The sequence below is a fragment of the Sporolactobacillus nakayamae genome (assembly GCF_900113325.1).
Taxonomy (GTDB): domain Bacteria; phylum Bacillota; class Bacilli; order Bacillales; family Sporolactobacillaceae; genus Sporolactobacillus; species Sporolactobacillus nakayamae.
Genome location: NZ_FOOY01000007.1, coordinates 81,165 through 106,893 on the forward strand (window position 1 = coordinate 81,165; position 25,729 = coordinate 106,893).

At 47.0% G+C, this 25,729-nt stretch carries 22 protein-coding genes and 1 pseudogene; 10 read left to right on the forward strand and 13 right to left on the reverse strand.

From position 1 onward, the window contains the following. Positions 1 to 102 precede the first annotated feature (102 nt). A complete protein-coding gene (locus BM003_RS17565) occupies positions 103 to 255 on the reverse strand; it encodes a hypothetical protein (RefSeq protein WP_177184662.1) in 153 nt (50 codons plus the stop codon). Positions 256 to 662: 407 nt separating this feature from the next. Between BM003_RS17565 and BM003_RS05885 the strand changes: the two are divergent. From BM003_RS05885 to BM003_RS05895, 3 genes and pseudogenes are all read left to right on the forward strand, one after another. Continuing rightward, positions 663 to 1,699: pseudogene (locus BM003_RS05885) on the forward strand (ATP-binding cassette domain-containing protein). Then, entirely contained in the window at positions 1,696 to 2,511 is an 816-nt protein-coding gene (locus tag BM003_RS05890; protein ID WP_093671079.1) for an ABC transporter permease, read from the forward strand. The pseudogene BM003_RS05885 and the gene BM003_RS05890 overlap by 4 nt, the downstream one beginning before the upstream one ends. Before the next feature lie 215 nt (positions 2,512 to 2,726). Then, entirely contained in the window at positions 2,727 to 2,939 is a 213-nt protein-coding gene (locus BM003_RS05895) for a hypothetical protein (RefSeq protein ID WP_093671081.1), read from the forward strand. Positions 2,940 to 3,050: 111 nt separating this feature from the next. On the opposite strand, the gene BM003_RS05900 is transcribed toward BM003_RS05895, so the two are convergent. Both BM003_RS05900 and BM003_RS05905 read right to left on the reverse strand, forming a co-directional pair. Continuing rightward, on the reverse strand, positions 3,051 to 3,572 hold the full coding sequence (locus tag BM003_RS05900) for a GNAT family N-acetyltransferase (RefSeq protein ID WP_093671083.1): 522 nt from the start codon (positions 3,570 to 3,572) through the stop codon (positions 3,051 to 3,053). Positions 3,573 to 3,714: 142 nt separating this feature from the next. Continuing rightward, positions 3,715 to 6,099, reverse strand: a complete 2,385-nt coding sequence (locus tag BM003_RS05905) for a phosphoketolase family protein (protein WP_093671085.1) — start codon at positions 6,097 to 6,099, stop codon at positions 3,715 to 3,717. A 381-nt stretch (positions 6,100 to 6,480) separates the two neighbouring features. On the opposite strand from BM003_RS05905, the gene BM003_RS05915 reads away from it, so the two are divergent. The 3 genes from BM003_RS05915 to BM003_RS05925 all read left to right on the forward strand — a co-directional run bounded on the left by BM003_RS05915 (position 6,481) and on the right by BM003_RS05925 (position 9,684). After that, positions 6,481 to 7,203, forward strand: coding sequence for an LbetaH domain-containing protein (locus tag BM003_RS05915; RefSeq protein ID WP_093671089.1), 723 nt, complete (start codon positions 6,481 to 6,483; stop codon positions 7,201 to 7,203). 209 nt (positions 7,204 to 7,412) lie between these two features. Next, positions 7,413 to 8,369 (forward strand): peptide-methionine (S)-S-oxide reductase MsrA, encoded by a 957-nt coding sequence (gene msrA, locus BM003_RS05920; RefSeq protein ID WP_281242868.1) that lies wholly within the window; start codon positions 7,413 to 7,415, stop codon positions 8,367 to 8,369. 79 nt (positions 8,370 to 8,448) lie between these two features. Then, complete coding sequence (locus BM003_RS05925) at positions 8,449 to 9,684, forward strand: DUF2075 domain-containing protein (RefSeq protein WP_093671093.1); 1,236 nt, start codon at positions 8,449 to 8,451, stop codon at positions 9,682 to 9,684. 38 nt (positions 9,685 to 9,722) lie between these two features. Here the strand turns inward: BM003_RS05925 and BM003_RS05930 are convergent, their stop codons facing one another. The 9 genes from BM003_RS05930 to BM003_RS05970 form a co-directional block, all read right to left on the reverse strand. After that, positions 9,723 to 11,831, reverse strand: coding sequence for a helix-turn-helix domain-containing protein (locus BM003_RS05930; protein WP_143128435.1), 2,109 nt, complete (start codon positions 11,829 to 11,831; stop codon positions 9,723 to 9,725). Between the two features lie 4 nt (positions 11,832 to 11,835). Beyond that, positions 11,836 to 12,528, reverse strand: a complete 693-nt coding sequence (locus BM003_RS05935) for a DUF1028 domain-containing protein (RefSeq protein ID WP_093671097.1) — start codon at positions 12,526 to 12,528, stop codon at positions 11,836 to 11,838. Next, complete coding sequence (locus tag BM003_RS05940) at positions 12,525 to 13,511, reverse strand: ABC transporter ATP-binding protein (protein ID WP_093671099.1); 987 nt, start codon at positions 13,509 to 13,511, stop codon at positions 12,525 to 12,527. Before BM003_RS05940 ends, BM003_RS05935 begins: the two co-directional genes overlap by 4 nt. Next, positions 13,508 to 14,494, reverse strand: coding sequence for an ABC transporter ATP-binding protein (locus BM003_RS05945; protein WP_093671101.1), 987 nt, complete (start codon positions 14,492 to 14,494; stop codon positions 13,508 to 13,510). Before BM003_RS05945 ends, BM003_RS05940 begins: the two co-directional genes overlap by 4 nt. 19 nt (positions 14,495 to 14,513) lie before the next feature. Continuing rightward, positions 14,514 to 15,350: an ABC transporter permease gene (locus BM003_RS05950; RefSeq protein ID WP_093671103.1), complete on the reverse strand. Its 837-nt coding sequence runs from the start codon at positions 15,348 to 15,350 to the stop codon at positions 14,514 to 14,516. 50 nt (positions 15,351 to 15,400) lie between these two features. Next, positions 15,401 to 16,345: an ABC transporter permease gene (locus BM003_RS05955; RefSeq protein ID WP_093671105.1), complete on the reverse strand. Its 945-nt coding sequence runs from the start codon at positions 16,343 to 16,345 to the stop codon at positions 15,401 to 15,403. Between the two features lie 417 nt (positions 16,346 to 16,762). Next, positions 16,763 to 18,322 (reverse strand): ABC transporter substrate-binding protein, encoded by a 1,560-nt coding sequence (locus tag BM003_RS05960; RefSeq protein WP_093671107.1) that lies wholly within the window; start codon positions 18,320 to 18,322, stop codon positions 16,763 to 16,765. A 165-nt stretch (positions 18,323 to 18,487) separates the two neighbouring features. After that, complete coding sequence (locus BM003_RS05965) at positions 18,488 to 19,462, reverse strand: LacI family DNA-binding transcriptional regulator (protein WP_245734078.1); 975 nt, start codon at positions 19,460 to 19,462, stop codon at positions 18,488 to 18,490. Positions 19,463 to 19,654: 192 nt separating this feature from the next. Then, positions 19,655 to 20,992: an amino acid permease gene (locus tag BM003_RS05970; RefSeq protein WP_245734079.1), complete on the reverse strand. Its 1,338-nt coding sequence runs from the start codon at positions 20,990 to 20,992 to the stop codon at positions 19,655 to 19,657. A gap of 192 nt (positions 20,993 to 21,184) precedes the next feature. On the opposite strand from BM003_RS05970, the gene BM003_RS05975 reads away from it, so the two are divergent. The 4 genes from BM003_RS05975 (at position 21,185) to BM003_RS05990 (ending at position 23,900) form a co-directional block, all read left to right on the forward strand. Beyond that, a complete protein-coding gene (locus BM003_RS05975; protein ID WP_093671113.1) occupies positions 21,185 to 21,817 on the forward strand; it encodes a YhbD family protein in 633 nt (210 codons plus the stop codon). 30 nt (positions 21,818 to 21,847) lie between these two features. Next, entirely contained in the window at positions 21,848 to 22,576 is a 729-nt protein-coding gene (locus BM003_RS05980; protein ID WP_093671115.1) for a hypothetical protein, read from the forward strand. Between the two features lie 22 nt (positions 22,577 to 22,598). After that, complete coding sequence (locus tag BM003_RS05985) at positions 22,599 to 23,324, forward strand: bactofilin family protein (RefSeq protein ID WP_093671117.1); 726 nt, start codon at positions 22,599 to 22,601, stop codon at positions 23,322 to 23,324. 63 nt (positions 23,325 to 23,387) lie between these two features. Continuing rightward, complete coding sequence (locus BM003_RS05990; RefSeq protein ID WP_093671119.1) at positions 23,388 to 23,900, forward strand: DNA-deoxyinosine glycosylase; 513 nt, start codon at positions 23,388 to 23,390, stop codon at positions 23,898 to 23,900. 85 nt (positions 23,901 to 23,985) lie between these two features. Here the strand turns inward: BM003_RS05990 and BM003_RS05995 are convergent, their stop codons facing one another. Continuing rightward, positions 23,986 to 25,572: an amidohydrolase gene (locus BM003_RS05995; RefSeq protein WP_093671121.1), complete on the reverse strand. Its 1,587-nt coding sequence runs from the start codon at positions 25,570 to 25,572 to the stop codon at positions 23,986 to 23,988. Positions 25,573 to 25,729 lie beyond the last annotated feature (157 nt).

The following is a 25,729-nucleotide window of genomic DNA, read 5'->3' on the forward strand; positions in this document are numbered from 1 at the left end:
TTCGTTACGATTTTCCTTCGGTTCGATACGAGTTAGGGAATTCGTTACTACTTTTTCTCTCTTAGGTTGAATTTTCCAAGAATTAGGTTTAACTTTCACTCGTTAGGTTGGACTTTTGGTCTTCGGTTCGACTTCTCCGCTCTTGGGTTCGACTTTGGTCGCGTTCGGTTCGACTTTCCGATGGTTCGGTTCAACTTCGGGGATTGGGTTCAACTTCTCCGCTCTTGGGTTCGACTTTGATCGTGTTCGGTTCAACATTTCCCTCGTTAGGTTGAACTTCAATAGTCGGTCTAACTCCTTCTCTTCGGCTCAGCTTTCTTAGTTTTATCACTTTTTCTATCGTTTTGCGATTCAGATCGTCCATCCGCAAATTTTCGGGAGCTGTTTACTGCGCATCTCACGTCTACTTTTCATTATTGTATAGCGGCGGTTGTCTTTACCATTTTTATAGAAGAATTCATGTTTGAACTAGGATGAGTCCCGATAAAATGACACCACCAATCACAACCCAATCCGGTTAATTCTTAAAGTGTTTATCAAGGAAGACTCTAAGAGAAGCATGGGTGATGAAAATCCGCCCCTAGGAGGAGGTCATTCCCCGACCAGAGTTCATTATAAAAAATATGAATTCAAAGTATAGTGAGACAAAGGGAGGAATGAAAATGAACGACAAAAATAGCAGGAAAAAAATGCTGAACACTGGTGATTGGGCTGTTGAGGCAGAAGGCTTGGTCAAAACGTTTGGTGACAATCGTGCTGTTGACGGCGTGAATCTGAACGTGCGTGCCGGTACGATCTACGGCGTTCTGGGTCCGAATGGAGCGGGGAAAACGACCACAATAAGAATGCTCGCGACATTATTGCGACCAGAAGCAGGTTCTGCGCGTATCTTCGGACATGATGTGGTGCGTGAATCGCAAATTGTACGTCAATTAATTGGCGTGACCGGTCAATACGCATCGGTGGATGAGGCGCTCAGTGCTACCGAGAATCTGGTGATCTTCTCACGGCTGCTCGGGTTGGGGCATGCCGAGGCCCGGCGCAAAGCAGCGGAGCTTCTAGAAGAGTTCGGCTTAACGGAAGCCGCAAAACGGCCGCTGAAAAATTTCTCCGGTGGGATGCGCCGCCGATTGGATCTGGCAGCGAGTCTGATTGCGCAGCCGCCGCTAATTTTTCTGGATGAACCGACAACCGGATTGGATCCGCGTACACGTAATCAAATGTGGCAAACGATCCGACGGTTGGTAAGGACGGGTTCAACTGTATTGTTGACAACGCAGTATCTTCAAGAAGCGGATGAACTGGCTGACCGCATTGCGGTAATTGATCATGGTCAAGTTGTTGCTGAGGGAACCGGTGATGATCTGAAAGCGTCGATTGGCAGCTCATCGCTACAATTGAAAATTCAAAATCCACTGGAACTTGAAGAAGCGTGCCGGACTGTTGAACATGTGCTCAACGTCAAGGCAACTGTATCACCGGAGGGCGGGAAAATAACCGCCCCGATGGCGGATGCCGACCGTGTGACTGACCTGTTGATTGTTCTTCGAAACGCGGGCATTCATCTTGCTGAGTTGAGTGTACAGAAACCAAACCAACCCTGGATGAAGTCTTTTTAACGATTACCGGCCATACTGCAAAGGAAGACACATCAAAAGCAACGGATGAATCGAACAGAGTGAGAGGTGCGCAGCGATGAAAAATACGATGATTAAACCGGTCGCCGACAGGCAATTGACTAACTATGTGAGCTTCGGTCAATCGGTGCGCAACTCATTTACAATGGCCTATCGAGGTATACTGAAGATCCGGCGCACGCCCGAGCAATTGTTTGACGTCACGCTGCAGCCCATCATCTTTACTTTGATGTTTACGTATATCTTTGGAGGGGCAATTTCTGGAAATGTGCAGAGCTATCTGCCGGTCATCATTCCGGGCATCCTTGTGCAGACTGTGATCACGACCTCAATCGTCACGGGAGTTCAGCTGCGTGAGGATATGGATAAGGGCGTATTCGATCGATTTAAATCGCTGCCGATTGCGCGAATTGCTCCGCTTGCAGGCGCATTACTGGCAGACACCATCCGCTATACCATTGCAACGGTACTCACTTTTACTATGGGCTATATCATGGGCTATCGGCCTGATGGAGGGCTTGCTTATGTGGCAATCGCGGGCATTCTCGTAATTGTGTGTTCCTGGGCAATCAGTTGGATCTTCGCCTTTTTTGGTGTGATCGCGCGTACGGCGTCAAGCGTACAAGGAATCTCAATGCTTGCCCTGTTTCCACTTACATTTCTCTCCAATGCTTTTGTGCCGGTGAACACGATGCCTGACTGGCTGCAGTGGTTCGTTAAAATCAATCCGGTTTCGCATTTAGTTACGGCTGTTCGAAATCTGGCCAACTCCGGAACTTTTGGCTGGGATTTTGCTATCTCTCTTATTGGAGCGGCTGTGATTGTAGCTGTATTTGCACCGGTCACCGTGCGCGCATACATGCGCCGCACGTAAAATTGATCATTTGGTTCGTTTTTTGCGCGAGCAATTGAATCCGTGAAAATAAGTCTTAAGACGTAGCAAATTCCCCGCCTTGCGCTCATTATCAAAACGTCCGTCTCGCATTATAGTAAGCTTATAGAGTTAGAGGTGCATAAGCAAATCAATTATTTTTCTACCAATCACGCTTGTGCACAGCTTATGAACGTGTCACGAAGGGAACGAATGAAATGGGACTTATCTTTGGATTAATTGCAACGATTATTATTTTTGTTGTGTTGATTGCGGTTGGCGGCGTGTTGATTACAGCTTTTGCATGGGTTGCGGTCGGTATTCTCGCGCTGGTTTTATTTCTTTTTTTCGGTTTTTTGTTGAAATGGTTAGTGATCATTCTGCTCATCATAGGTATCTGCAAGCTATTGAAATGGATGTTCACAAGATAAGATAGTACCGACAGCAGTTAAGAAGACGTGAAGATTATTCGCAAGAACCATAATGAAAGAGCAGATCTGCGTGAGGCGATCTGCTCTTTTTTCGTATTCCTGATTTACATATTAAGCCAATACCAACTGGTACGCCCAACGTTTGCCATTCGGCATATCCAAACGAACAACTCCGCGATAATCAAAGCCTGCTTTTTTAATTACATGCTGCATGCGCGGGTTTTCGGGATGGGTATCGATTCTGAGGTCGATGTATCCTTTTAATGATGCCGCAGTGATGAGATGACTCATCAAAGTTGACGATAAGCGGCGACCGCGAAAGTCGGGGGAGATGGCTAACCGATGAAGCGAAGCATACGCGGGTGCTTTGGTCTTGATCCAGCTGCCTTCCTCAATCGCTTCATAGGCCGGTTCTTTTTCTTCGAAAATAACGCCTGTAGCGGCGATTTTGCCATCAACAAGGAGTACATAGTTTATTTCTTGGGCAATATCGTTGCGTATAACGGCATCGTCCGGATAGCCATCCTGCCATTGATCAATACCGTCGGCTTTCAGCAATTGTTTGGCTTGTTCAATAATTTTTTTAATCTCTGGAAAATCATGGTTTGTCGCTTTACGTAGGTAAGTAGTCAATACAGGCCCTCCTCAAGTGGACGTCAACATCCAAACGGCAAAAATATGTGTACTTGTATTATATATGGAGCCTGAGTAGGTGGCAATAAATTAAAAGCCTCCTAATCAAACGGCTGATTAGGGGGCAAGAGAATAACGCCATTTAATTTAACGGTGCCCATTTCCAATCGGCTACTTCCGGCAGGTCTGCACCTTCATCGCGAATGTAGCGATTGTGTTTGGCAATCATACGATCCATCTGCGCGATGAACGCGTCACCTTTTTCTGCGAAACGCGGCTGCAAAGTGATTGCGGTTTTGGCTAAGTGAAAACGATCCAAGTGGTTCAGCACACGCATATCAAAAGGTGTGGTAATATCCCCGTTTTCACGATAGCCATGCACGGTCAGATTCGTGTTGTGGCGACCAAAGAACAGATCCTCAATCAAGTCTTCATAGCCGTGGAAAACGAAAAGGACCGGCTTATTTTTTGTGAAATAGTGGTCGAACGCTTCATCGGACAACCCTCTTGGACTTTTCTTCGGGCTTTTCAGTTTCAGCAGATCCACTACATTAATGAAGCGGATTTTCATTTCAGGGAATGCCTGGTGAAGCAGGTGAACTGCGGCGAGACTCTCCAATGTCGGCTCGGTGCCGGCACTGGCCAAAACAAGGTCCGGTTCCGATCCCTGATCGGTGCTTGCCCAGTCAATGATCCCGAGTCCGTTGTCGACCAGTTCCGAGGCTTCCTCGATAGAAAACCATTGCGCGCGCGGGTGCTTGGATGTTACGACCAAATTGATCTTATCGCGGCTTCTAAAAATCTTATTTGCAACTGCGAGCAATGTGTTTGCGTCTGCCGGCAGATATTCACGAATAAAATCATGCTTCTTCTCCGCAAGATGGGTGAGCATGCCCGGATCTTGATGCGTATAGCCATTATGGTCTTGCTGGAAAACGGTAGATGACGCGATAAGGTTTAACGATGGATAAGACTTTCTCCATGCGAGTTCACTCGCTTTGCGCAGCCACTTGAAGTGTTGCGTGAGCATTGAGTCGACCACTCTCAGGAACGCTTCATAGCTTGCAAAAAAGCCATGTCGGCCGGTCAGTGTATAGCCCTCGAGCCAGCCCTCTGCTTGGTGTTCAGACAATTGCGCATCCAGAACGCGACCGGACGCAGCGACAAATTCATCGCGAGGTTCATCAATTTCGCCCAACCATTGCCGATTGGTCACTTCAAAAACAGCTCCTAACCGATTCGAGGCGGTTTCGTCAGGACCGAAAATGCGGAAGTTAGTCGGATTGAGCGGAAGGATATCGCGAATATAGTCGCCAAAGATGACCATATCTTGAGCGACCTGTTTGCCCCGCTCTTTGGTGTCGACGGCATAGTTTCGATAATCCGGAAGGCGCAGGTCACGCGGATTAATGCCGCCGTTTGCTATTGGATTGGTCGCCATACGCTTTGACCCTTTAGGGATTATTTGAGCAATATCGGATTTTAACGAGCCATCCGAATTGAAAAGTTCTTCCGGTTTATAGGATTTTAACCAGTGCATCAGGTCATCGATATGTTCCATGTGCTGTTGATCAACAGGGATTGGGATCTGATGCGACCGAAACGAATCTTCAACCGGCTTGCCTTCCCAGACTTTCGGACCAGTCCAACCCTTAGGACTCCGGAAGATAATCACAGGCCATTGAGGCATCGTCGCATCGTTATTTTTTCTGGCATTTTTTTGAATGCTAATAATTTTTTCGATGGCTTGATCCATGGCTTCGGCCATTGCCGGATGGACAAGTTCCGGATCACTGCCTGCGACAAAGAAAGGATCCCAGCCCATACCTTCAAAATAATGCTTTAGATCCTCATCGGATGTTCGAGAGAAGAGGGTTGGGTTGCTTAATTTATAGCCATTAATGTAAACGATGGGCAGAATTGCTCCGTCATGAATGGGGTTAATAAAATGATTCGAGTACCACGAGGCGGCAAGCGGCCCGGTTTCGGATTCACCATCGCCAACCACAACAGCGGCAATTTGATCTGGGTTATCCAAAATGGCGCCGACGCCATGAGAAATAGAGTAGCCGAGTTCGCCGCCTTCATGGATGGATCCTGGTGTTACCGGCGCTGCGTGCGAGGCAACCCCGCCCGGCCAAGAGAACTGCTTAAATAATCGCTGCATCCCTTGCTTATCCTGAGATATATCCGGATAAATCTCGCTGTAGCTGCCGTCAAGATAGGCGTTGGATACCATGACTTGCCCGCCATGTCCCGGTCCTTCAATATAGAACATGTTGACATCGTACTTGTTGATGACTCGATTCAAATGCGCATAAATAAAATTTTGTCCCGCAATTGTGCCCCAATGTCCGATCGGATGAACCTTAATATCGTTGGGTACAATCGGACGGTCGAGAAGCGGGTTGTCCTTCAAGTAAATCTGTCCGACTGATAGATAGTTGGCAGCGCGCCAGAATTTATCCACTTTATCCATGTAGCTCTTTGACAAATAGTCCGGCCCTTTTTCTGTTGCTTCATGCATGGTGCAGCACCCCTTTGTAGAAAAATGATTTTGTCCGATCAGATAACAGGCATCTAACTATAGTATTCGTTATGCAAAGGAAAAAAATAAGAAGAAAGAGAAAATGCGCAGATTTCAATCGTATTAATCACAATTATCTCATAAATGAGTGGGGATGTCAGAGTATACAAAAGTAAATATGCCCATAAAAACGGATTTCTTTGTCGGTAAACAATCACGAAAAATCTACAAACTGCTTAAGGTAATAGCTATAATGGTAAAGGGGCATTATGGTACCCCACAGGACACTGATGTACCGGCTCTTTGTCCGCAACTGCATGTGCAAAACCCAAAAATATGTAAAGCTTGATGGCTGATCATTAAGTATTGGAGGTTATTTAAGTGAGTGTTGAGCAGCTGAAACTGAGCTATTTTTTTGAGAATACGGAAAACTTTGCTGTTCCTGAAGTCTTTGAAGGTGTTGCGTATCCTTGGGAAGCGTTAGAAAAAGCAACGCAAATTATTGAAGAACGGGTTGAAACGAAAAATCTGAAAGTTAATGAAGGCAGTTTAGCTGAAGGCAGTTATCTGCATGGTAATTACTCGATTGGCAAAGGCACACAGATCCATTCGCAGGTTACCATTGAAGGACCGGTCATTATCGGCGAGAACGTAACCATTCAATCGGGCGCACTCGTTCGTCCCTATACGATTATCGGCAATAACTGCGTCATCGGTCACGGATGCGAGGTTAAGCATGCCATCGTGGGGAACGGTGCGAAGGTGCAAAGCTTTACTTTTGCCGGCGATTCAGTGCTGGGCCAAGGTGCGCGTGTCGGTTCGGGAACGATTATTGCCAACCGCCGCTTCGACCAAGGCATCATCGGTGTCAAAGTCGGTGACACGTATACGAAATTCGGCACCGATTTCTTCGGCTGCGTGCTCGGTGATTTCAGCAGAATCGGTGCCAACTCGGCGACGCTGCCGGGCACATGCATCGGGCCGTATACTTGGGTGTTCCCGCTGACGCGTGTGCGTGGATTTGTCCCGAAGGAAACGCGGGTATCGATGGGCAGCAAGGAGCTAATGCTAACACCGAACAAGAAAATGAAGTTGAAGCCGTAAAGGCAAATGAAAAAAGCATCCTGTGGCGGGATGCTTTTTTCACGTAGCTCAAAAAATGGATGAGGCCGGTAGTTGCTCGAAAGATCGGACGATCGCGATAAGGACCTCATCGAGTATCGCGAAACTTTGAATCGCGGGAGCTTCTTTAGTTCATGCTATAATGAGCTTAAAAGTAACCAATTTCAGTGATGCATCAGGGGGGGATCGATGTGACGCGAACGGAAAAGGCGACATTTGCCGGCGGTTGTTTTTGGTGTATGGTCCAGCCCTTTGATCAAGAACCGGGCATTATCAAGGTGCGCTCGGGCTACACTGGCGGCCATACAGAAAATCCAAGCTATCGTGAGGTCTGCTCCGGAAAAACGGGACATGCAGAGGCGGTGCAAATTACGTTTGATCCTGATGTTTATCCGTATCGCAAGTTATTAGAACAGTACTGGCAGCAGATTGATCCGACCGATCGTCAAGGTCAGTTCCATGATCGCGGCGACCAGTACCGAACGGCAGTCTTCTATCATAATGCCGAGCAGAAGCGTCTTGCCGAATGGTCAAAAAAAGAACTGGAGCAAAGTGGACGTTTTCGTGAGCCGATTGTGACGGAGATTGTCCCGGCAAGTCCGTTCTATCCGGCAGAGGAGGCGCACCAAGACTATTATCGAAAAGATTCGGGCCACTATCAGCTTTATCGGCGGAGCTCCGGGCGGGATGATTTTATCGCGAAACATTGGGGTACAAAGAAAAACCACAAGCAGCTAAAAGAGCAGCTGACACCGATCCAGTATGAGGTGACGCAGAAAAGCGGTACGGAGCCGCCGTTTCAAAACGCCTATTGGGACAACAAAAGGCCCGGGATTTATGTTGATCTTGTCTCCGGTGAACCGTTGTTTTCGACTACCGCTCAGTACGATGCGGGCTGCGGTTGGCCGAGTTTCACGCGGCCAATCAGCAGCCATCGGATTGTGACGCACCCGGACACTACATTGGGTATGTTTCGCACCGAAGTACGCAGCAAGCTGGGCGATGCGCATCTCGGCCATGTTTTCACGGAACCGACCGGAACACGGTTCTGCATCAATTCAGCAGCACTGCGTTTCATTCCAAAAGATGATTTGGAAAAGGAAGGCTATGGGGAGTACTTAGCGCTTTTTCAACAAGATGCACAATGAGCGGGTTTTTGACCGCTCTTTTTTTCTGCGATTGAATCCGCTACATTGAAAGATAACGGGAAAAAGGGAGTGCGCAAAAATGCAGCAAGCGAGTCACGTGCAACATGACCATAATCAGGCAGTGTTCAAGCTCTCGCCATTCAAAAAGTTGTCGGAGCAACAGAAAAAGCTGAAGCAAAGCATTGAAGCTTTTTGCCGGGTTCATGTGCAAACTCCCGGTCCGGCGCTGTTCATCATTCAGGGCGATGCGGGTACAGGAAAGAGTGTGGTGCTCAGTTCCGTCTTCAATTCGATTCAAAGCGCATCACGCGGCGGCGCGGCAGACGATCCGCTGGCGCATACGGAGAATTACCTGATTGTCAATCACGCGGAAATGATTAAACTGTACAAAGAGATTGCCGAGGAACTGCCATATGTGCACAAAAAGGACTTTATTTGTCCCACCTCGTTCATTAACCAAATGCACAAACGCGGGGAATGCGCGGACATTGCCTTTGTCGATGAGGCGCATCTGCTGCTAAGCAAAAGTGACCGCTACAATCGCTTTAATCAGGACAACCAGCTTGAGGAGATTTTGAAATGCAGCCGAATGGTTGTGATCGTCTTTGATGAAAAACAGGTGTTGAAACTCAAAAGCTATTGGAATCACGAGGCCGTCAAACGGTTTATGGACGGCATCCCAAGCGAAATCTTTCATTTAACCGATCAGTTTCGGGTGCGTGCCGCTGCGGATGTCTCGGAATGGATCAATGCCTTCGTTCATAAGCATGTGCTGCCGCTGCCGCATAAGCAGACCTTTGATTTTCGCATCTTCGATGATGCGGGAGTACTTTTCCAAGTGATCAAAGCGCGCAACAGTCGCGATCATTTGTCTCGTTTGCTTGCGACATATGATTATCCGTATGCGCTCGATGGCAAGGACTATTTTATTGATGAGCCGAATTTCCATGTGCGCTGGGACCGCTCGAAACCGACCGACAAGCAGGCGTGGGCCGAGCGTGCCGATACGATTGATGAAGTTGGATCGGTGTATACGATTCAAGGCTTTGACTTGAATTATGCGGGCGTCATTCTCGGTCCGACCGTTACCTATGACGAGCAGAACGACCAGCTTGTGATTCGTCCAGAAAACTACCAGGATGGTGCGGCATTCGTCAAACGCGATGATCTAGATCATGTCGATGCAATTAAAGAGCAGATCATCCTGAACTCGATTAATGTATTGATGACGCGCGGTGTTTATGGGCTGTATCTGTACGCCAGCGATCCGAAGCTGCGGCGCAGGCTGATGGCGCTTCAAGAAAAAAGGCGTTGACAAAAAGCACACGGCTTTTTGCAAAAGAAGCTGCGTGCTCAATCGTGTAAAAATTGATAGATGCGACAGGCCATGGCGAGGTTCATCCAGTCTTCGCTATGAGAAAGCTTGACCGATAAAATGGATTCAATCTGATTGATCCGGTAATAGAGCGTATTGTGATGGATCATCAATGCCTCAGTTGTTTCCTGGAGATTACGATTATGCTCCAAATAGACGAGGAGTGTTTTTAAGAGTTCTTTATGCTTGCGTGCATCATACTCCAGCAGCAGGCCCAGATGATCCTCAACAAAAAGCTTCAGCTCATCCGGGTCATGATTCATGAGCAAATGATCAATCCCGCCGCTGGAAAAACGGTACACTTTACCGCTTTTTTTCTTTTTAAGCAAGCGGATGCATTGCCGGGCGTCGTTGTAGGATTGATTAATTCGAATAAATCCCTCCTCCAAACGGCCGATGCCTACTTTGATTGCTCCTGGAAATTGATTAATGCGCGTACTGAAGCGTGTGAGTTTCGAATCAATGGTACGTTTCTCAGAATCAGACGGGAAGGATAAAAAGGCGACAATGGCTCCTCTTCTGTGGGCAACTAATCCTTTAATCGTCACTTCCTTGAGCGCTTGTTCCAGCCACTTCATGCAGGCTTCGCTGGAAAATTGCTCCTGAATTCCCGGAGTTGCCGCATGAGTGTATTCGCAGATGAGCACGGTGTAAAAATCCTTCTCATTCAGATCCAGATTTTTTGCCTGCTGAAGCATGTTCTCGTTAAAGTTATTACTCAGCACCTGGTCAAAGATATCGCCGAACAGCTGCCGCTTTGTCTGCTCAACTGCCTGCCGTTTCATGGACTCAAGTCCAAGAAATGAGGCGCTGTATTCAAGCAAGGTCCGGTCGCTGTCGTTGAACGTATTTTTATTGATCCAGGCGCAGAGAAACCCGATGACGCGTTCAGCACCGACTACGGGGATGATTAACAGAAGTTCATCCTCTGTCAGTTTGAGCAGCTGCCATTTTTTCACGCGCACGGAGTAGCGGGCTTCCCGTGTTTTTAAAAAATTGTCCGGCAGTACGTGCTGCGCGCTGGTTCCACACGAGGCAATAGGGAAGAGCAGTTCATCATAATAGACAATCGGCGTATGTGCTGTGCTGTACATCGCGCCCATGATTTCATTGATGCCTTTGTTATTACGACTCAATGCAGTCAGAATATTATATAAGTCGAGCGTTTTTTGCAGCTGCGAGTGCTCGGTGCGAAGCGCGCGATAGGTAATGTCCAATTCACGCTTTGTTTTTTTTGCTTCGCGCTGGTTCTTATAACGACCGTATAATAACGAAATATAGTTCAAAACGTTCTGTAGTGTATCAACAGTTTCCGGTGAAAAACAGGAGCCATCGCTGAAACCAAACAGAACAACAGCACCAAAGGATTGCTGGTTGTTGATAATTGGAAAAGCAAGCGCCGTGCTAGGCATCCGCTTCCACTGGGATGCCTGAATCAGATAGTCTCTGTTTTTCGGCGACAGGGACGCCATGGCTTGTTGAAGATCTGTTTTCGTGTTATAAACGAGCAGTTCTTGTTTTGAAAAGGCGGATCCGGCGAGCGACTCATCGGATGAGAGCTGAATGCGTTGATAATATTCATGATCGAATCCGCTGCCGGACTCAATGACTAGTTTGCTTGTCCGCTCGTTATTCAGCAGCAATAAACCGGCTTCGGCACCAGGGAGACCTGTAATCAGCGTGTCCAACAATTTTGCGTAAAAGGAGTCGTCACCGTCACTCAGCACCTCCCCGCTCAGACCGAGCCATAGCTTTTCTTCAACGCTGCGCTTCTCCGAGGCTAATGCCGCTTCAAAGAATACAGGCAGAAACGTACGGCACTGATGCAAATAATCATGAAAAACGGCTGTTTCTTTCGTGACGAAGACAAGTAAAAAATGATCCGCTACAGAAACGCAGTCCGCTGTCTTTGGCGACGTGACGCTATAGTCCTGCTGAGGAAAGGCCCAGATGCAGTGCTTTCTGTCTCCGACCTGTTCCCACAATGAGAGATGGGTCAGCGCAAAACGACTGCACCAATTGTGAAGCGTTGCTGCGACAAAATGACGGTTATCCTGTTGTTTCTGGTTGCGGGTTCTGATCGTCAAAGGATTATCCTCTTTCATTTTTCATTGCTGCTTGGCGATCCTGAAGTTTTACGCCTGCCCGGACTGCATCGATCCACTCATAGTAATCATCGATGAGCACATGCTTATTATTCTTGTAAATGGCATTCAATTCCTGAATGGGCTCAGCTGAATCATCGACACGAAAGTCGACATAAGGAAAACCCTCCTCAGCCACCACTTTGATCGCAGCCGCTTGTTTTCCGCGCGCGTCTCCGCCGATTTTATCTCCGGCAAGCATCGCAGCAAGCAGCCGTTCCTGTAGAGGTCCGTTGGTTCGTTCAAAGGTTTCCGCTACGGCATAGACTACATCTAGACTGGTCAGGATATTGCCTTGAACGGCAAATTGATCGCCGATAATATGCCCTTTGGCATCATCATTTTCAACACCGGTATAAACCGCGCTGTTTCCAAAATGGTCCATGACGATTAATTGACGCAATTCTCGGCCCGGATCTTTCATGAGCAGCGTGTTCAACGTTTCATTAGCTGTTTTGCCCGCTTCAAGGTATTTGATGCCAATTGGGCCCAAAGTGGGGTTGACCCATCCCTGGGAAGCGATAATCCCGATATTGGCTTTAATGGTCGGTGAATAGGCGCCGATACCTGGAAAGCATGAGGTTACCGCTGCACCGAAATACCCGGTTTCTTTACATTTGGCGACAATCGAATAAGTCATTGGTGCGCCTCCTGAACAACATGACATGCGACATAGTGACCTTTTTTCATTTCAACCCACTCCGGTTCTTTTTCTGCACAAATCGCTTTGGCGAACGGGCATCGCGTTCGGAAATGGCATCCGGACGGAGGATGGACAGGACTTGGAATTTCGCCCTTGAGCATGATTTTGTTCTTAGATCGTTGTGGTTCTGCAATCGGAATTGCCGAGAGCAGAGCCTGGGTATAAGGGTGCAGGGGTTCTTGATACAACGCATCCCGGTCTGTTAATTCTACCATTTTTCCAAGATACATGACCCCGATGCGATCACTCATATAATCGATCACGCTCAAATCATGAGAGATAAAGAGATACGTATAATTGAATTCTTGTTGAAGCTCCTTCATTAGATTGAGAATCTGCGCCTGAATACTCATATCAAGTGCAGCCACGGGCTCGTCGGCGACCACAAATTTAGGTTTCAATGCGAGTGAACGGGCAATGCCGATTCGCTGTAATTGTCCTCCTGAGAATTCATGAGGATAGCGATTCAAGTACTGGGACGAGATCCCAACCGCATCGATTAGCTTTTTGATTGTTGCGTCTCTCGTCCGCTTGTCTTCGCCGTAAGCTTTTAACGGCTCATGAAGACTGGCTTGAATGGTCATTCTCGGATTAAGTGCGGCATACGGGTCCTGGAAGATTAATTGCATCTCCCGGCGCTTTTGCCACAGCTCATGCTTCGACAGCCGGGTTAATTCCTGACCGCCAAAAAATAGTGATCCTGATGTCGGCGGCAGCAAGTGCAGCAGCAGCCGGCCGGTTGTTGATTTTCCGCATCCGGATTCGCCGACAAGGCCAAGTGTTTCGCCTTCGTCGATTGAGAAAGAGACATCATCGACGGCTTTTAAGTATTGGCTGTTTTTTCCACGCCAATTTTTGGCGACCGGGAAATATTTTTTTAGATGATTGACGCGAATGAATGGTTTATGATCACGGTTCAAAAGGAATTCATCCTCTCACTTGATAAATGACAAGCAGAATGATGATGTTCTGCGATTTTATGCAGCGGCGGTTCGGTTTTTTTGCAGCGGTCGAAAGCGAAGGGGCATCGCTCTTGAAACAGGCAGCCGCCCTGCATTTCATAAAGGTTTGGCGGGTGGCCGCTGATCGGGATCAGTTTTTTTCTTGAGCCGATTTTCGGCACCGATGCAAGCAGTCCTTTCGTGTAGGGATGCTGCGGATGATGAAACAGTTCGTCAACCGGTGCCTGCTCGACAATTTTCCCGGCGTACATGACGGCAACGCGGTCGCATACCTCTGCGACAACGCCTAAATCATGCGTGATGAGCAAAACCCCTGCATGCGTCTCGTCTCTGAGCTTAACCATCAGATCAAGAATTTGTGCTTGTATCGTGACATCAAGCGCGGTTGTCGGTTCATCGGCAATGAGCAGTGATGGATTTCCAGCAAGCGCCATGGCGATGACTGCGCGCTGCTTCATGCCTCCGCTGAATTGATGTGAAAATTGTTTGGCACGGGATTCATGATCGGATATCCCTACTTTTTGCAGCATCTTTAAAGCGATCGCCCAGGCTTTATTTTTTGATGCACGCTGATGCATTTGCGGGACTTCCGCAATCTGATTGCCGATTGTAAAGACCGGATTGAGCGAAGACATTGGATTCTGCGCGATAAAGCCGATTTTGTTGCCGCGGATCGTCTGCATTTGTTTGTCGCTTTTCTTGATCAGATCTTCGCCCTCGAAGAAGGCTTCTCCTTCGAGATACTCATTTTTTTGATTACCAATTAAGCGGAGCAGTGCCTTTGTCGTTGTACTTTTTCCGCATCCGGATTCACCAACAAGGCCGAGAATTTCGCCTTTTTTTAAAGTGAAGGACAGATCGTCAACCGCCTTCACGGTGCGTTGTTTTGATCTAAAATATGCTTTGAGATGCCGAACATCAAGAAGCAGGTCGTCATTCATCGTGTTCTCCTCCCATCGATTAGTTGCCTGTGCCGGTTCTTGGATCAAGTGCATCACGCAAACCGTCTCCGACGCTATTGAAGCTGAACACCGCAAGCGTGATTGCGATCCCCGGGAATACAGCCGTCCACCACGAAAGTTCCATCCAATCTTTTGCGCTGCTGAGCATGATGCCCCAGGAAGGGGTGTCCGGCGAGACGCCAAGTCCTAAGAAGCTTAGCGCAGCTTCCGATAGGATGGCGAAGGCAAAGGAAAGGGTGACTTGAACGATCAGCGGCGAGAGGATGTTTGGCAGAATATGATGCCATAAGATCTTAATCTTCTTAACGCCCATTGAATAGGCGGCTTCAATATATAAGGAATCTCTGATATTTAATACAGCCCCGCGTGCGATGCGCGAGAAAATCGGTGTATAGACAATGCCGATTGCCAGCATCAAATTGTTGAGACTCGGCCCGAGAATCGCCATGATCACGAGCGCCAGAAGAATATCCGGAAGCGCGAACAGAACGTCTGTAATTCTTGAAATCAGTGAATCGACCCAACCGCCATTGTAGCCGGCGATGATTCCCATGATCGTGCCGACAATGAAGGAAAAGCCAACGGCAATGACTCCGACTTGAAGAGAAATACGCGAACCATAAATGATTCTGCTAAGAATGTCTCTGCCGAATTGATCGGTGCCGAACCAATGCGAGCTGCTTGGACCTGTAAGCCGAGCCGCTGTACTCATTGTATATGGATTGTGCGGTGCAATTTGTCTTGCAAAGATGGCGATGACGATCAGCAGAAGAATAAACACCAAGCCGCTGACTGCCAAAAGGTTGTGCCGATAACGATTCCAGACTTTTAACATGCGTGAATCACCTCATTTTACTTACTAAGCGCGCACTAGCTCATCGACATTTATTTATATCGAATTCTTGGATTAATCAATCCGTAAATCACATCAATCATCAGATTAATCATAATGAAGGTTACGGCAACGAACAGAATGGTTCCTTGAAGCAGGCTGTAGTCGCGGTTGGAAATGGCCTGCAGGGCAAGCCGGCCCATGCCGGGCAGCGCAAACACCTGTTCAATGATCACCGATCCGCCAAGCAGGTAGCCGATCTGGATGCCGACAACGGTCATAACCGGTACCAAGGCATTGCGAAGCCCGTGTTTCCATATAATCCTTGCGGTGCTGGCACCTTTCGCTTTTGCCATTTTGATGTAGTCCTCATTAAGTACATCCAGCATTGCTGAACGTGTGGAACGCATGGTTACGGCGGCAACCGCTGTGCCTAGAGCGATAACCGGCATCAGCAATGATCTTAGATTTTCGCCGATGCCTGCGCTCAGCGGCTGGTAGCCTCCGGAAGGAAGCAGATGCAAGTGCAGTGAAAAGATGAGAATGAGCAAAGTGCCCAACCAAAAGTTTGGAACGGAGATCCCGAACATGCCGAATGTTCCCGAAGCATAATCGGCTCCGGTGCCGTGTTTGTACGCGGCGAGCACGCCCAGCGGGATCGCGATGATCAGGGCAACAATCAAGCTGAGCAGGGCCAGCTCCAGCGTGATCGGAAGTCGTTCCATAAGGGCTGAAAGTACCGGCTGCCCCGTAAATGAAGACGTACCGAGGTCCCCCATAAAAACGTGTCCGATCCAAATTAAATATTGAAGGATCACCGGCTGATCCAGCCCCATTTCGCTGCGCAGTTTATGCGCAAGTTTCGGGTCGTAATTGGTTCCGAGAATTGCTGTTACCGTGTCTCCCGGAACAAGCCGGATCAAGAAGAACGTTAAGATCGATATGCCGATAAGTATAGGTACAGCGATGATTAATCGGTGAAGAATGTATTTACCCATAAGTTCGCCCCTACAAAATTATTATGTAATGAAAAAGACAAGGGCTGTCTTGTCTTTTTCGCAAGAAAAAAAGTATATCATTCGCCACAACCTAGTGTCGTGGTCGAGAATCAAAGCGGGGGTGCTCTGGCGCCTGCGGGAGCGCACCCTGTTGATGCGAGCAGCCGCAGCGCCCGTCAGGCACCAAATTGATGGCTCAAAACCGCATACAGAGCAAAAGGAACTTTCGCTAACTTGTAAAAGGAACTTCCGCTAAGTAAAAGGAACTTCCGCAAAAGGCGTGCACGTCCTGTGCACAACGCGGAAGTCATCACATCCTGTTAAAGTACGTCCTGTGCACAACGCGGAAGTCATCACATCCTGTGAAAGTAAGGATCGAACGCTTTTTGATCGGTTTTTCTTAAATAAGACTTATGATTATTTGCTGAGCCAAGTGCTTTCCAGAGACTTCGTAGTGACGGTTGGGTTGACATCAAATCCATGAACCGTTTCGGTCATCGCCGTTGATTGTTTGTTGGCATACAAGAATACCATCGGTGCATCTTCCACAATCAACTTCTGAGCCTGGTCATAGATCTGTTTGCGCTTCGCTTCATCCATGGTGACGCGACCTTCTTCAAGCAGCTTGTCAACTTCCTTGTTGGCGTAACCTTGCTGGTTGTAGGCACCGCCTGTATGGAAAATGTTGTAGAAGAATTCGTCCGGATCAACGAAGCCGACCCAGCCGACAATAGTCATTTCAAATTGCTTTTTGCCTAGTGCATTAAAGAATACACTGTCTTCTTGCTGCTCAATTTTGACGTTAATGCCGACAGCTTTTAACTGGTCCTTAATAACCTGAGCGGCATCGACTTGATCCTGATTTTGTCCGACCTTAAGTGTAATCGAGAACCCATCCGGATAGCCGGCGTCAGCTAGCAGCTGCTTCGCTTTAGCTGTATCGCGTTTGCTGAATGTGTCCAGTTTTGCGTCATAGGCATGGCCTGGCGGGATTGGCCCGCCCGTCAATGGTGTTGCTTGTCCGAATTTCACTTGCTTATTCAACGCATTGCGGTCAACAGCCCATGCAATCGCGTCACGAACCTCTTTTTTCTTGAGCGGCCCCTTGGTTACATTAAGGCCAATGTATTCCCAATAGGTGCCGGTGACAGACTTAACCGTGACGCCTGAAGCATCATCAAGCAGCATTTTATCTTTTGGGGTAAGCTGCAGATCGATATTTAATTCCTTATTTCGAATGGCTGTTGAACGGGCGGTGCTGTCAGGAATGGCTTTAAAAACAACTTTATCTAGATAAGGAAGACCTTTTTTGAAGTAGGATTTATCCTTTTTAAGGACCATTTCCTGATCTTTCTTCCAAGAAACAAGCATGAAAGGTCCGCTTCCTGCGTCAACCCGATCCAACTTGCCTCCGTTTTTCTCAACAATAGTTTTGTTAACAATCGCGTTCATTGGATTGGCTAAGAACGTCATGAACGGGGCAACCGCTTGTTTTAATGTAATGACAACCGTTGTTTTATCCGGCGTGTCTATGGACTTCACAGCATCAAATTGTTGCGCGCGAACACCCATCTTGATGATCCGCTCAATGGAGTATTTAACATCTGATGAAGTTAACGGATCACCATTATGAAATTTTACGTTATCGTGAAGATGAAGGGTATACGTCTTGCCGTCTTTGGAAATTGTATAATCGTTGACGAGATCCTTTTCGATGACGCCGTATTTCCCATCCTTATAGCGAAATAAGGTGTCATACATATTTTCGATATAGTGGAAGGATTGAGCACTTGTTTCTTTATGCGGATCGAGCCCTTTTGCATCATTAAGGTCGGCAATGGTCAGCGTGCCGCCGTATACGGGTTTTTGATCCGCTTCTGCAGATGTTCCGGACTCCTTAGCACCATTTCCGGAAGAACATGCGCTGATTATGGTGAATAAGAGTAGGAAACATGTGAGCAACGATAACTTCTTCATGTAAGAAAACCTCACCTTCTAAAATGTATAACTAAATTATAGATGGGTGAAATTAGATATTATACAGAATATTTACTAAAGATTAAAAACCGCTTTTTGGGAGAATTCCCAAAAAAGCGGTTTTGTTTTGCCATCATTCACAATGGTGCGGTCGTGACTGAGAGGTTATGTGCCCCGTCTTAGCGTCACCGGTAATATATAGTTCTTTTTAATCCCGTCAAATTCATTGTTGATCTCTTTCAAGAGAAGGTCAACGGCAAGTTGCGCCATTGCCCGAAGAGGTTGGACGATCGTGGTTAGTTCCGGAACACAGGTGGTGACTGTTTCCGTTCCGTCAAAACCGACGATACGGATATCTCTCTTCATTTTTCTAACCATACTGAGCGCGATTGCTGCCGTCATATCATCACTGATGAACATGCCGTCAATAGCTGGGTTTTGCGCAAAGATTGATGACAAGATTTGTATCTTCGCTTCTCGATCAAATGGATAGTCAAGTTCATAGGTTTTAAAAGGGAGCCCATGCTCTTTCATTACATCTTCGTAGCCTTTTCTCCGCTGCAAGCTAGATGGAGCTTCTTCACACGGCACGCTGTTGATGTGGATGATCTTGGTGAGCCCTTGATTAAGCAAATCTTCAGTGGCAAGCCGCCCGCCCCCGTAGTTATCGCTGCTTACGACGGCAATCGTATCCGAAACTTTACGGTCAATCGCGACAATGGGCAGGTGCGCCCGCTGGTAGGTTTCTATACCAATGTTATGGGCACCGACAATCATGCCGTCCACTTGATTGGCAAGAAGCATATCCAGATATTTTTTCTCTTTCTCTGCTTGATCCATTGTATTGCATATGAGTACCTTGTAATTTTTCTCGGATAGTATATTTTCAATTTGAAAGATCAGTTCGCCATAAAAGGGATGACCAGTAGTTGGAAAAACGAGACCGATAAAATGGGTCTTGCTGACAAATAAAGAACGTGCGATCTCGTTTGGATGGTAGTTCAATTGCGCGATCGCGTCGTTTACTCTGCGTCTTGTCTTATCGCTTATCGCTCCGCGGTTGTTCAGCACACGCGAGACAGTTGTTGGCGAAACGCCGGCAAATCTTGCTACATCTTCTAGTTTCGGTTTTCCTGCCAAAATCAAAATCCTCCCCATCAGTCACGAGTGTATGGTATGAAATAAATTACTTTATTTCCACCTTTTACAAGTATTATAGCTTAATTGCCATAAAAGCAATGCATATCCTCACATTTTCCAGCGCTGGAAAATAATGAGAAAAATAAAAAGTTCCTGCATAAACACACAGGAACCTTTTATAATCAGCAAAGTTTATTTTTTACGACGCATGAGGTATGCACTGACAAGGATCAGGAACCAAACCGGTGTTACGAAAAGTGCGACACGTGTGTCGGCAGCCAGACCGATCAGTACGAGAAGAAATGCAAAGAACACGAGAACTACCCAGTTAATGAAAGGAGCAAGCGGTGCCTTGAATTTCGAAGCGGCTGCCAGTTTAGGACGCTTTTTCAAATAGATGATATGCGAGACAAGGATAATTCCCCATACCCAAATAAAACAAATGGCGCTGATACTGGTAACGAGTGTAAACACGAAATCCGGCAGAAAGTAGTTCAGCACAACACCTACGGAAAGTGCCAGCGTGGAGCTGATCAATGCGGTGCTTGGCACTGAGCTTCTTCCTAAAATAGAGAAGCTTTTCGGAGCGTTGCCCTCACGTCCGAGTGAATAAAGCATGCGACTTGTCGAGAAAAGACCACTGTTGCACGCAGAAGCAGCTGACGTCAGGACAACGAAATTGATAATGCCGGCTGCCGCGGGTATGCCGACCAATGTAAAGACCTTTACAAACGGACTGTTGTCGGCACTCAATTGTGTCCATGGAATGATGCAGAGAATGACAAATAAGGCACCAATGTAGAAAAGAAGGACACGAACAGGAAGACTGTTGATTGCACGCGGCAGATTCTTTTCCGGATCGGCGGTTTCTGCAGCAGTTACGCCGACAAGCTCAATGCCGACGAATGAGAAGACGGCCATTTGGAAGCCAAGAAAGAAGCCGTTAATGCCATGCGGGAACAAACCGCCGTATGACCACAAGTTTTGTATCGAAGCATGTCCCGTGTCCGTTTTGAAACCAACAACGATCATAACTAACCCAAGAATAATGAGTGCGATAATTGTGATCACTTTAATAATCGCAAACCAAAATTCAACTTCGCCAAACATTTTTACAGTAAGCAGATTTAAGATAGTTAGAACAATCAGGCAAAGAAAGGCAGGAATCCATTGCGGAATATTGAACCAAAACTGCATGTATTTTCCCACAGCGGTAATATCAGCCATGGCGGTCATAATCCAGCAGAACCAGTAGGTCCAACCGGTCACAAAGCCGGCCCATGGGCCGATATACTCGACCGTGAAATCTGTGAACGAAGCGTAACCTGTGTTCGACAGCAGCAGTTCACCAAGTGAGCGCATGACAAAAAACAAAGCGACACCAATAATGAGGTAGGCGAACAAAATGGATGGACCGGCAAGATGGATTGCTTTTCCCGATCCCAAGAAAAGACCGGTTCCGATCGCGCCGCCGATGGCGATTAGCTGAATATGTCTGTTTTTTAGTTTTCTTTCTAGCTGTTGTTTCACTACTTCATATCCTTTCTGTTTGCAGTCTCTATTTTTTGTATATCTTCCAACGTTTATGTAAGAAGACAGTGTTTTTTCATTATAACAAATAAAGCAAGGAATTTAGCGTGATAATGTGAGAAAGCAATTATTTACATCGTAACAGTGTTATGTTATATTGAAGGCGTCATAAAAGAGAGGAAGGAAGACCTTATGGAAGAGCAATTAATCGCAAAAAAGGATCTTCTGGAGTTGACCGGTATTTCCTATGGGCAGCTCTACCGTTGGAAAAGGAAGCAGCTGATTCCAGAGGATTGGTTTATCAGAAAGTCGACATTTACCGGTCAGGAGACCTTTTTTCCAAAAGAAAAAATACTCAAACGCGTTCAAACGATTTCTGAAATGAAAGATACGCGGTCGCTTGATGAGCTGGCGGAGCGATTTTCTCCTCAATCGGTTAGAAAAATCATTCTATCCGAACAAGAATTGCTTGACCGAAACATTGTTTCGAACCTTACGTTGCAGATTTATAAAGAACTCGTACCGCATAAGCAGAACTACCCGTTTGACGTTGTTCTTGCGTTATTTCTTCTTGATCAGATGTTAAAAGACGGACGAATGAACCGCACCGAGGCAAGGGACTTGCTCGATGTGCTCAAAACGAACAGCCATAAAGTTTATGACAAGAACAGCCGTCTCTATTTTATTCGAAAGATGGGTGTTTCAATGGTTCTCCTTGCAGCGGAGGATGTTGCCCTCTATTTTGATGATGGGGTGAACGTGATTGAGGCGCAATCCATTTCCTCAAGTATGGAGGCACTGAAAAGGTTGATCGAACGAAATTAAGAGGAGAAATTCAAAGGAGGATTGGCGAGAATGATTCATGAATCAAAACAGAATTTAAAAGTTATGGGTGAAACGCAGTCAAACGGCGGCATATTTGACAAGGTGAGCATCATGGGTGAATGCAGTGTTACCGGTTCCATCGAAGCAAGCACATGTAAGGTGATGGGTGAATGCTCAGTATCTGAGGATCTGTCCTGCGACTATTTTCGAAATATGGGCGAGGTAAGCATTGGAGGAAGGCTGGCTGCCGCGGAATCACGCCTAATCGGCGAGACTCATGTGAAAGGGGACTGCGCACTCCAGCAGGCATCGATCTATGGAGAATTGTTCGCCGCTCGGAACCTCACAGGTGAAGAGATGAAAGTGCGCGGTGCACTCCATGTAGCAGGGAATGTATCATTGGAAACGTTAGATATGCAAGGCGGCATCAACGTTGAGGGTTTGCTGAATTGTGATGCCATTGATATTGTTCTTAAATTTAATACGCAAAATTATGTGAAGGAAATTGGCGCCGGTCGTGTGTCGGTCAAAAGGCGACGTACGTTATTCAGCGCCCCGCCGATGCACATGTTTCGCGCGGAAACGATTGAAGGCGACCATGTCTTTCTTGAATACACTGAGGCAAAAGTGGTTCGCGGCATCGACGTTGAAATCGGTGAGGGGTGTAAGATTGATCGTGTTGAGTATTCAGGTTCTTATAAAACAAGTGGTAAGTTTACGGTTGGTCAAGCTGTTCGCTTGAAGGCGGATGAAAACTAACTAGTGAAGCGGGGATCTTCGGATGATTGAGGAGAAGAAAAATTTATCCATTTCTGGCTCAGGCACTGCACCTGGTGGATGCTATGAAGACGTCAGAATCAATGGGAGCGGAAAAATTCACGGTGATTTGATTTGCAGCAGCATTGATATTAACGGCTCAGGGCGTATTGGCGGCGATGCCAAGGCAGCACGTGTTATGATCAGCGGTTCAGGGGTGATTGAAAAACAGTTGATCGCGGAGTCGATAACCATCAATGGCACGTGTCGGGCGGAAGGAAATGTCTCCGGGGAGCACATTCAGATTAACGGAAGGGCGAAGGTTCTTGGAAGCGTTCATGGGGAAAACGTACGCGCCGCAGGAATCTTATCCGTCGGCGGTGATTTAGAGGGTGAGGAGATCGTTTCGGAAGGTCCGCTTACCGTAGGCGGGCTCTGCAGCGCCGAGCGGATTGACATCACGTTATCCGGTCACACTTCGCGCATTAAAGAGATTGGATGCGGTACGTTGACGGTTCACCGCCGGTTCGCACCTGCCCTTTTTGGTCAGCTTTTTAATGCATTCAGCAGCAAAAAGTTAGTTGTGGACTCTATTGAAGGCGATGAAATCTATCTTGAAGATACGGAAGCCAAAGTAGTCAGGGGCAATCATGTCACGATTGGTCCCGGTTGCTCCATCGGTCGTGTTACTTATAAAACGGACTATAAAAAAGATGAAAAAGCGGTTGTTCAATCTGCAGTTAAAGAATAATGCTTCGATTAAATATCGGTGTATCTTTTGCCTGTGCACATGATAACGGGGAGAATAGTAAAGATGAAAGCAAATGAATGCGTTTACTCAATGCCGTACATTGTTGGGGAAGATGCCCGAGTTCTCATACTAGGATCAATGCCCGGCCGAGAATCTTTGGCAAAGCAACAGTATTACGCCAATCCGAGAAACCAGTTCTGGATGATCATGTACGCGCTTTTTGATAAAGGATATGATCAGCCGTCCTATGAGGAAAAGGTTGGTTTTATTAAGAGGCATCGGATCGCCCTGTGGGATTCAATTCACTATTGCGTTCGCAAGGGCAGTTTGGATTCGGCAATTAAGGACGAAGAGCCAAATGATGTCGCTGGCTTGTTGAATCACAATCCCGAAATAAAAGCAATCGTCTTTAATGGCAGCAAATCCTTTGCGGTTTTCAAGAAATTCTTTAAGTCGGTGATTCCGACAACCATTGATTTGCTGAAAATGCCGTCGACCAGCCCAACCCCTTCTCGTTATCCAAAAACATTGGATGAGAAGATCAACGATTGGTCGAAGATAAAAAATTACTTATGACATCTTTAAATGCGCATCGATTTTATATTTTTTCTTAAATAGTGGTTCATAAATGTACCATTGTGCACACCTCTTTATTGAACGCTTACTGTTCAAAAACAATGCGCTCGTTCACAATCGTCTTCCGAACCTTTATGTCGCGCAAATCCGCGGTATCGATTTGAAAGGGATCTTGATCGAGAACGGTAAAATCAGCAACGTTCCCAATGCTGATGGTGCCGCGTGAATCTGAATGCTTGCAGGCATCGGCACTGCCGGAAGTATATAAGGCGATTGCCTCAAACACGTTTAATGCTTCTTTAGGAAAGTAGCGTTTGCCGTTTAGATCTGCACGGCAGGTTCGGGTAACAGCTGCATGAATACCAAGCATAGGGTTCGGTAGTTCAATTGGCGCATCGCTGCCCCCGGCAATCGTAAAGCCGCTGTCTTGAATCGTTTTCCAGGCAAAAGCAAGAGGCGGGTAATCCGGTCCGAGCACATTGAGTGCCCACGGCATATCGCTGCTCATGAACTGTGGCTGAATATCAAAAACAAGCGGCATCCCGTGCGCTTCATCTAACATAGTCGGACGGAGCCAAGGTGTGTGAATCATGCGATCCTTTTGTCCAAGCAGCGGCGGATATTTTTTCAAAACGCGAATAACATTTTGAAATGCGCGATCACCGATCATATGCACGGCGACCGGCAGTTTTGCCGCACGTGCTTGTCGCACAAGTTCCTCGAATTCTTTATCACTGTGAAATTGCAGGCCGTAGTTGTTCGGCTCGCCCTCATAGTGTTGCGTCATGAACGCAGTATGAGAACCAACTGTTCCATCGTAGAAAATTTTCATCGCACCAAGTTCGACAAAATCACTTGCCATTTTGAGGGATTCGGGCGTATTCAGATAAGCATTAAGTTCTTTGTGATGGACGAGCAGATGAGCACGAAACGGGAACTGTTCACAAAGCACGTGGCGGAATGCCTGAACGGTTCCTTCCAGGCCGTTAAAGTAATGAAGATCTTCGGAATGCGCGCCGGTCAGGCCTTTTTTCCAAAGGTCTTGAACAGCAATCTTCAAAAGACGTTCCAACTCTGCAGTACTTTCGGTTGGAAATCGTTCGATAGCGAGCATTGAGGCCTCATCCCGTAATATGCCGGTCGGGAATCCCGCGCTATCAAGGTCAATCATGCCTCCGCCGGCAAAAATCTGATGGCGAGTCAGCCCGATTTTATTAATGAACGGGGTGTTCACGCTCACGGTATGGTAGTCAATTCGACGTACGAGGATCGGATGCGTATCGCTGATCGGGTCGAGATCCTCTCGCGTTAAGAGCTGATCACCGTCGCTCAAATTGTTGTCGTCATAGCCTTCGACAAACAGCCATTCTCCGTCCTTCAAGTTCGCTGAACGCTCGGCAATTGCCATAAGACAAGCCTTTTTTGTCTTGTATCCCGAGAGGTTCAACCGATCCAGGGCCTGCCCATACCAAAGTAAATGAAGATGGCTGTCGACAAATCCGGGGAAGACGATGCCGCTTTGAAGATCGACAGACTCTGCCTTCTGTTCGTGGGCAATTGTCTGCGCTTGCTCATCGAAAGCAATAATTTTTCCATGATCCGTAAGCACGCAAGCAGCGGTTTCGCCGGGCTTGTTCATAGTATAGAATGTACCGTTTTTCCACAATTTCATTTCAATTGCCTCGCTTCTATTCAGCTGACTAACCGTGAATTTTCAAAATCGTTTATCCTAAACATACGTTAAAATCAGCGTAATCACAATAAATCAATTGTATTTACTACTTTTTTTGATTAAAAGCGCTAGAATAGTTCTTTGGATCTTCATAGAA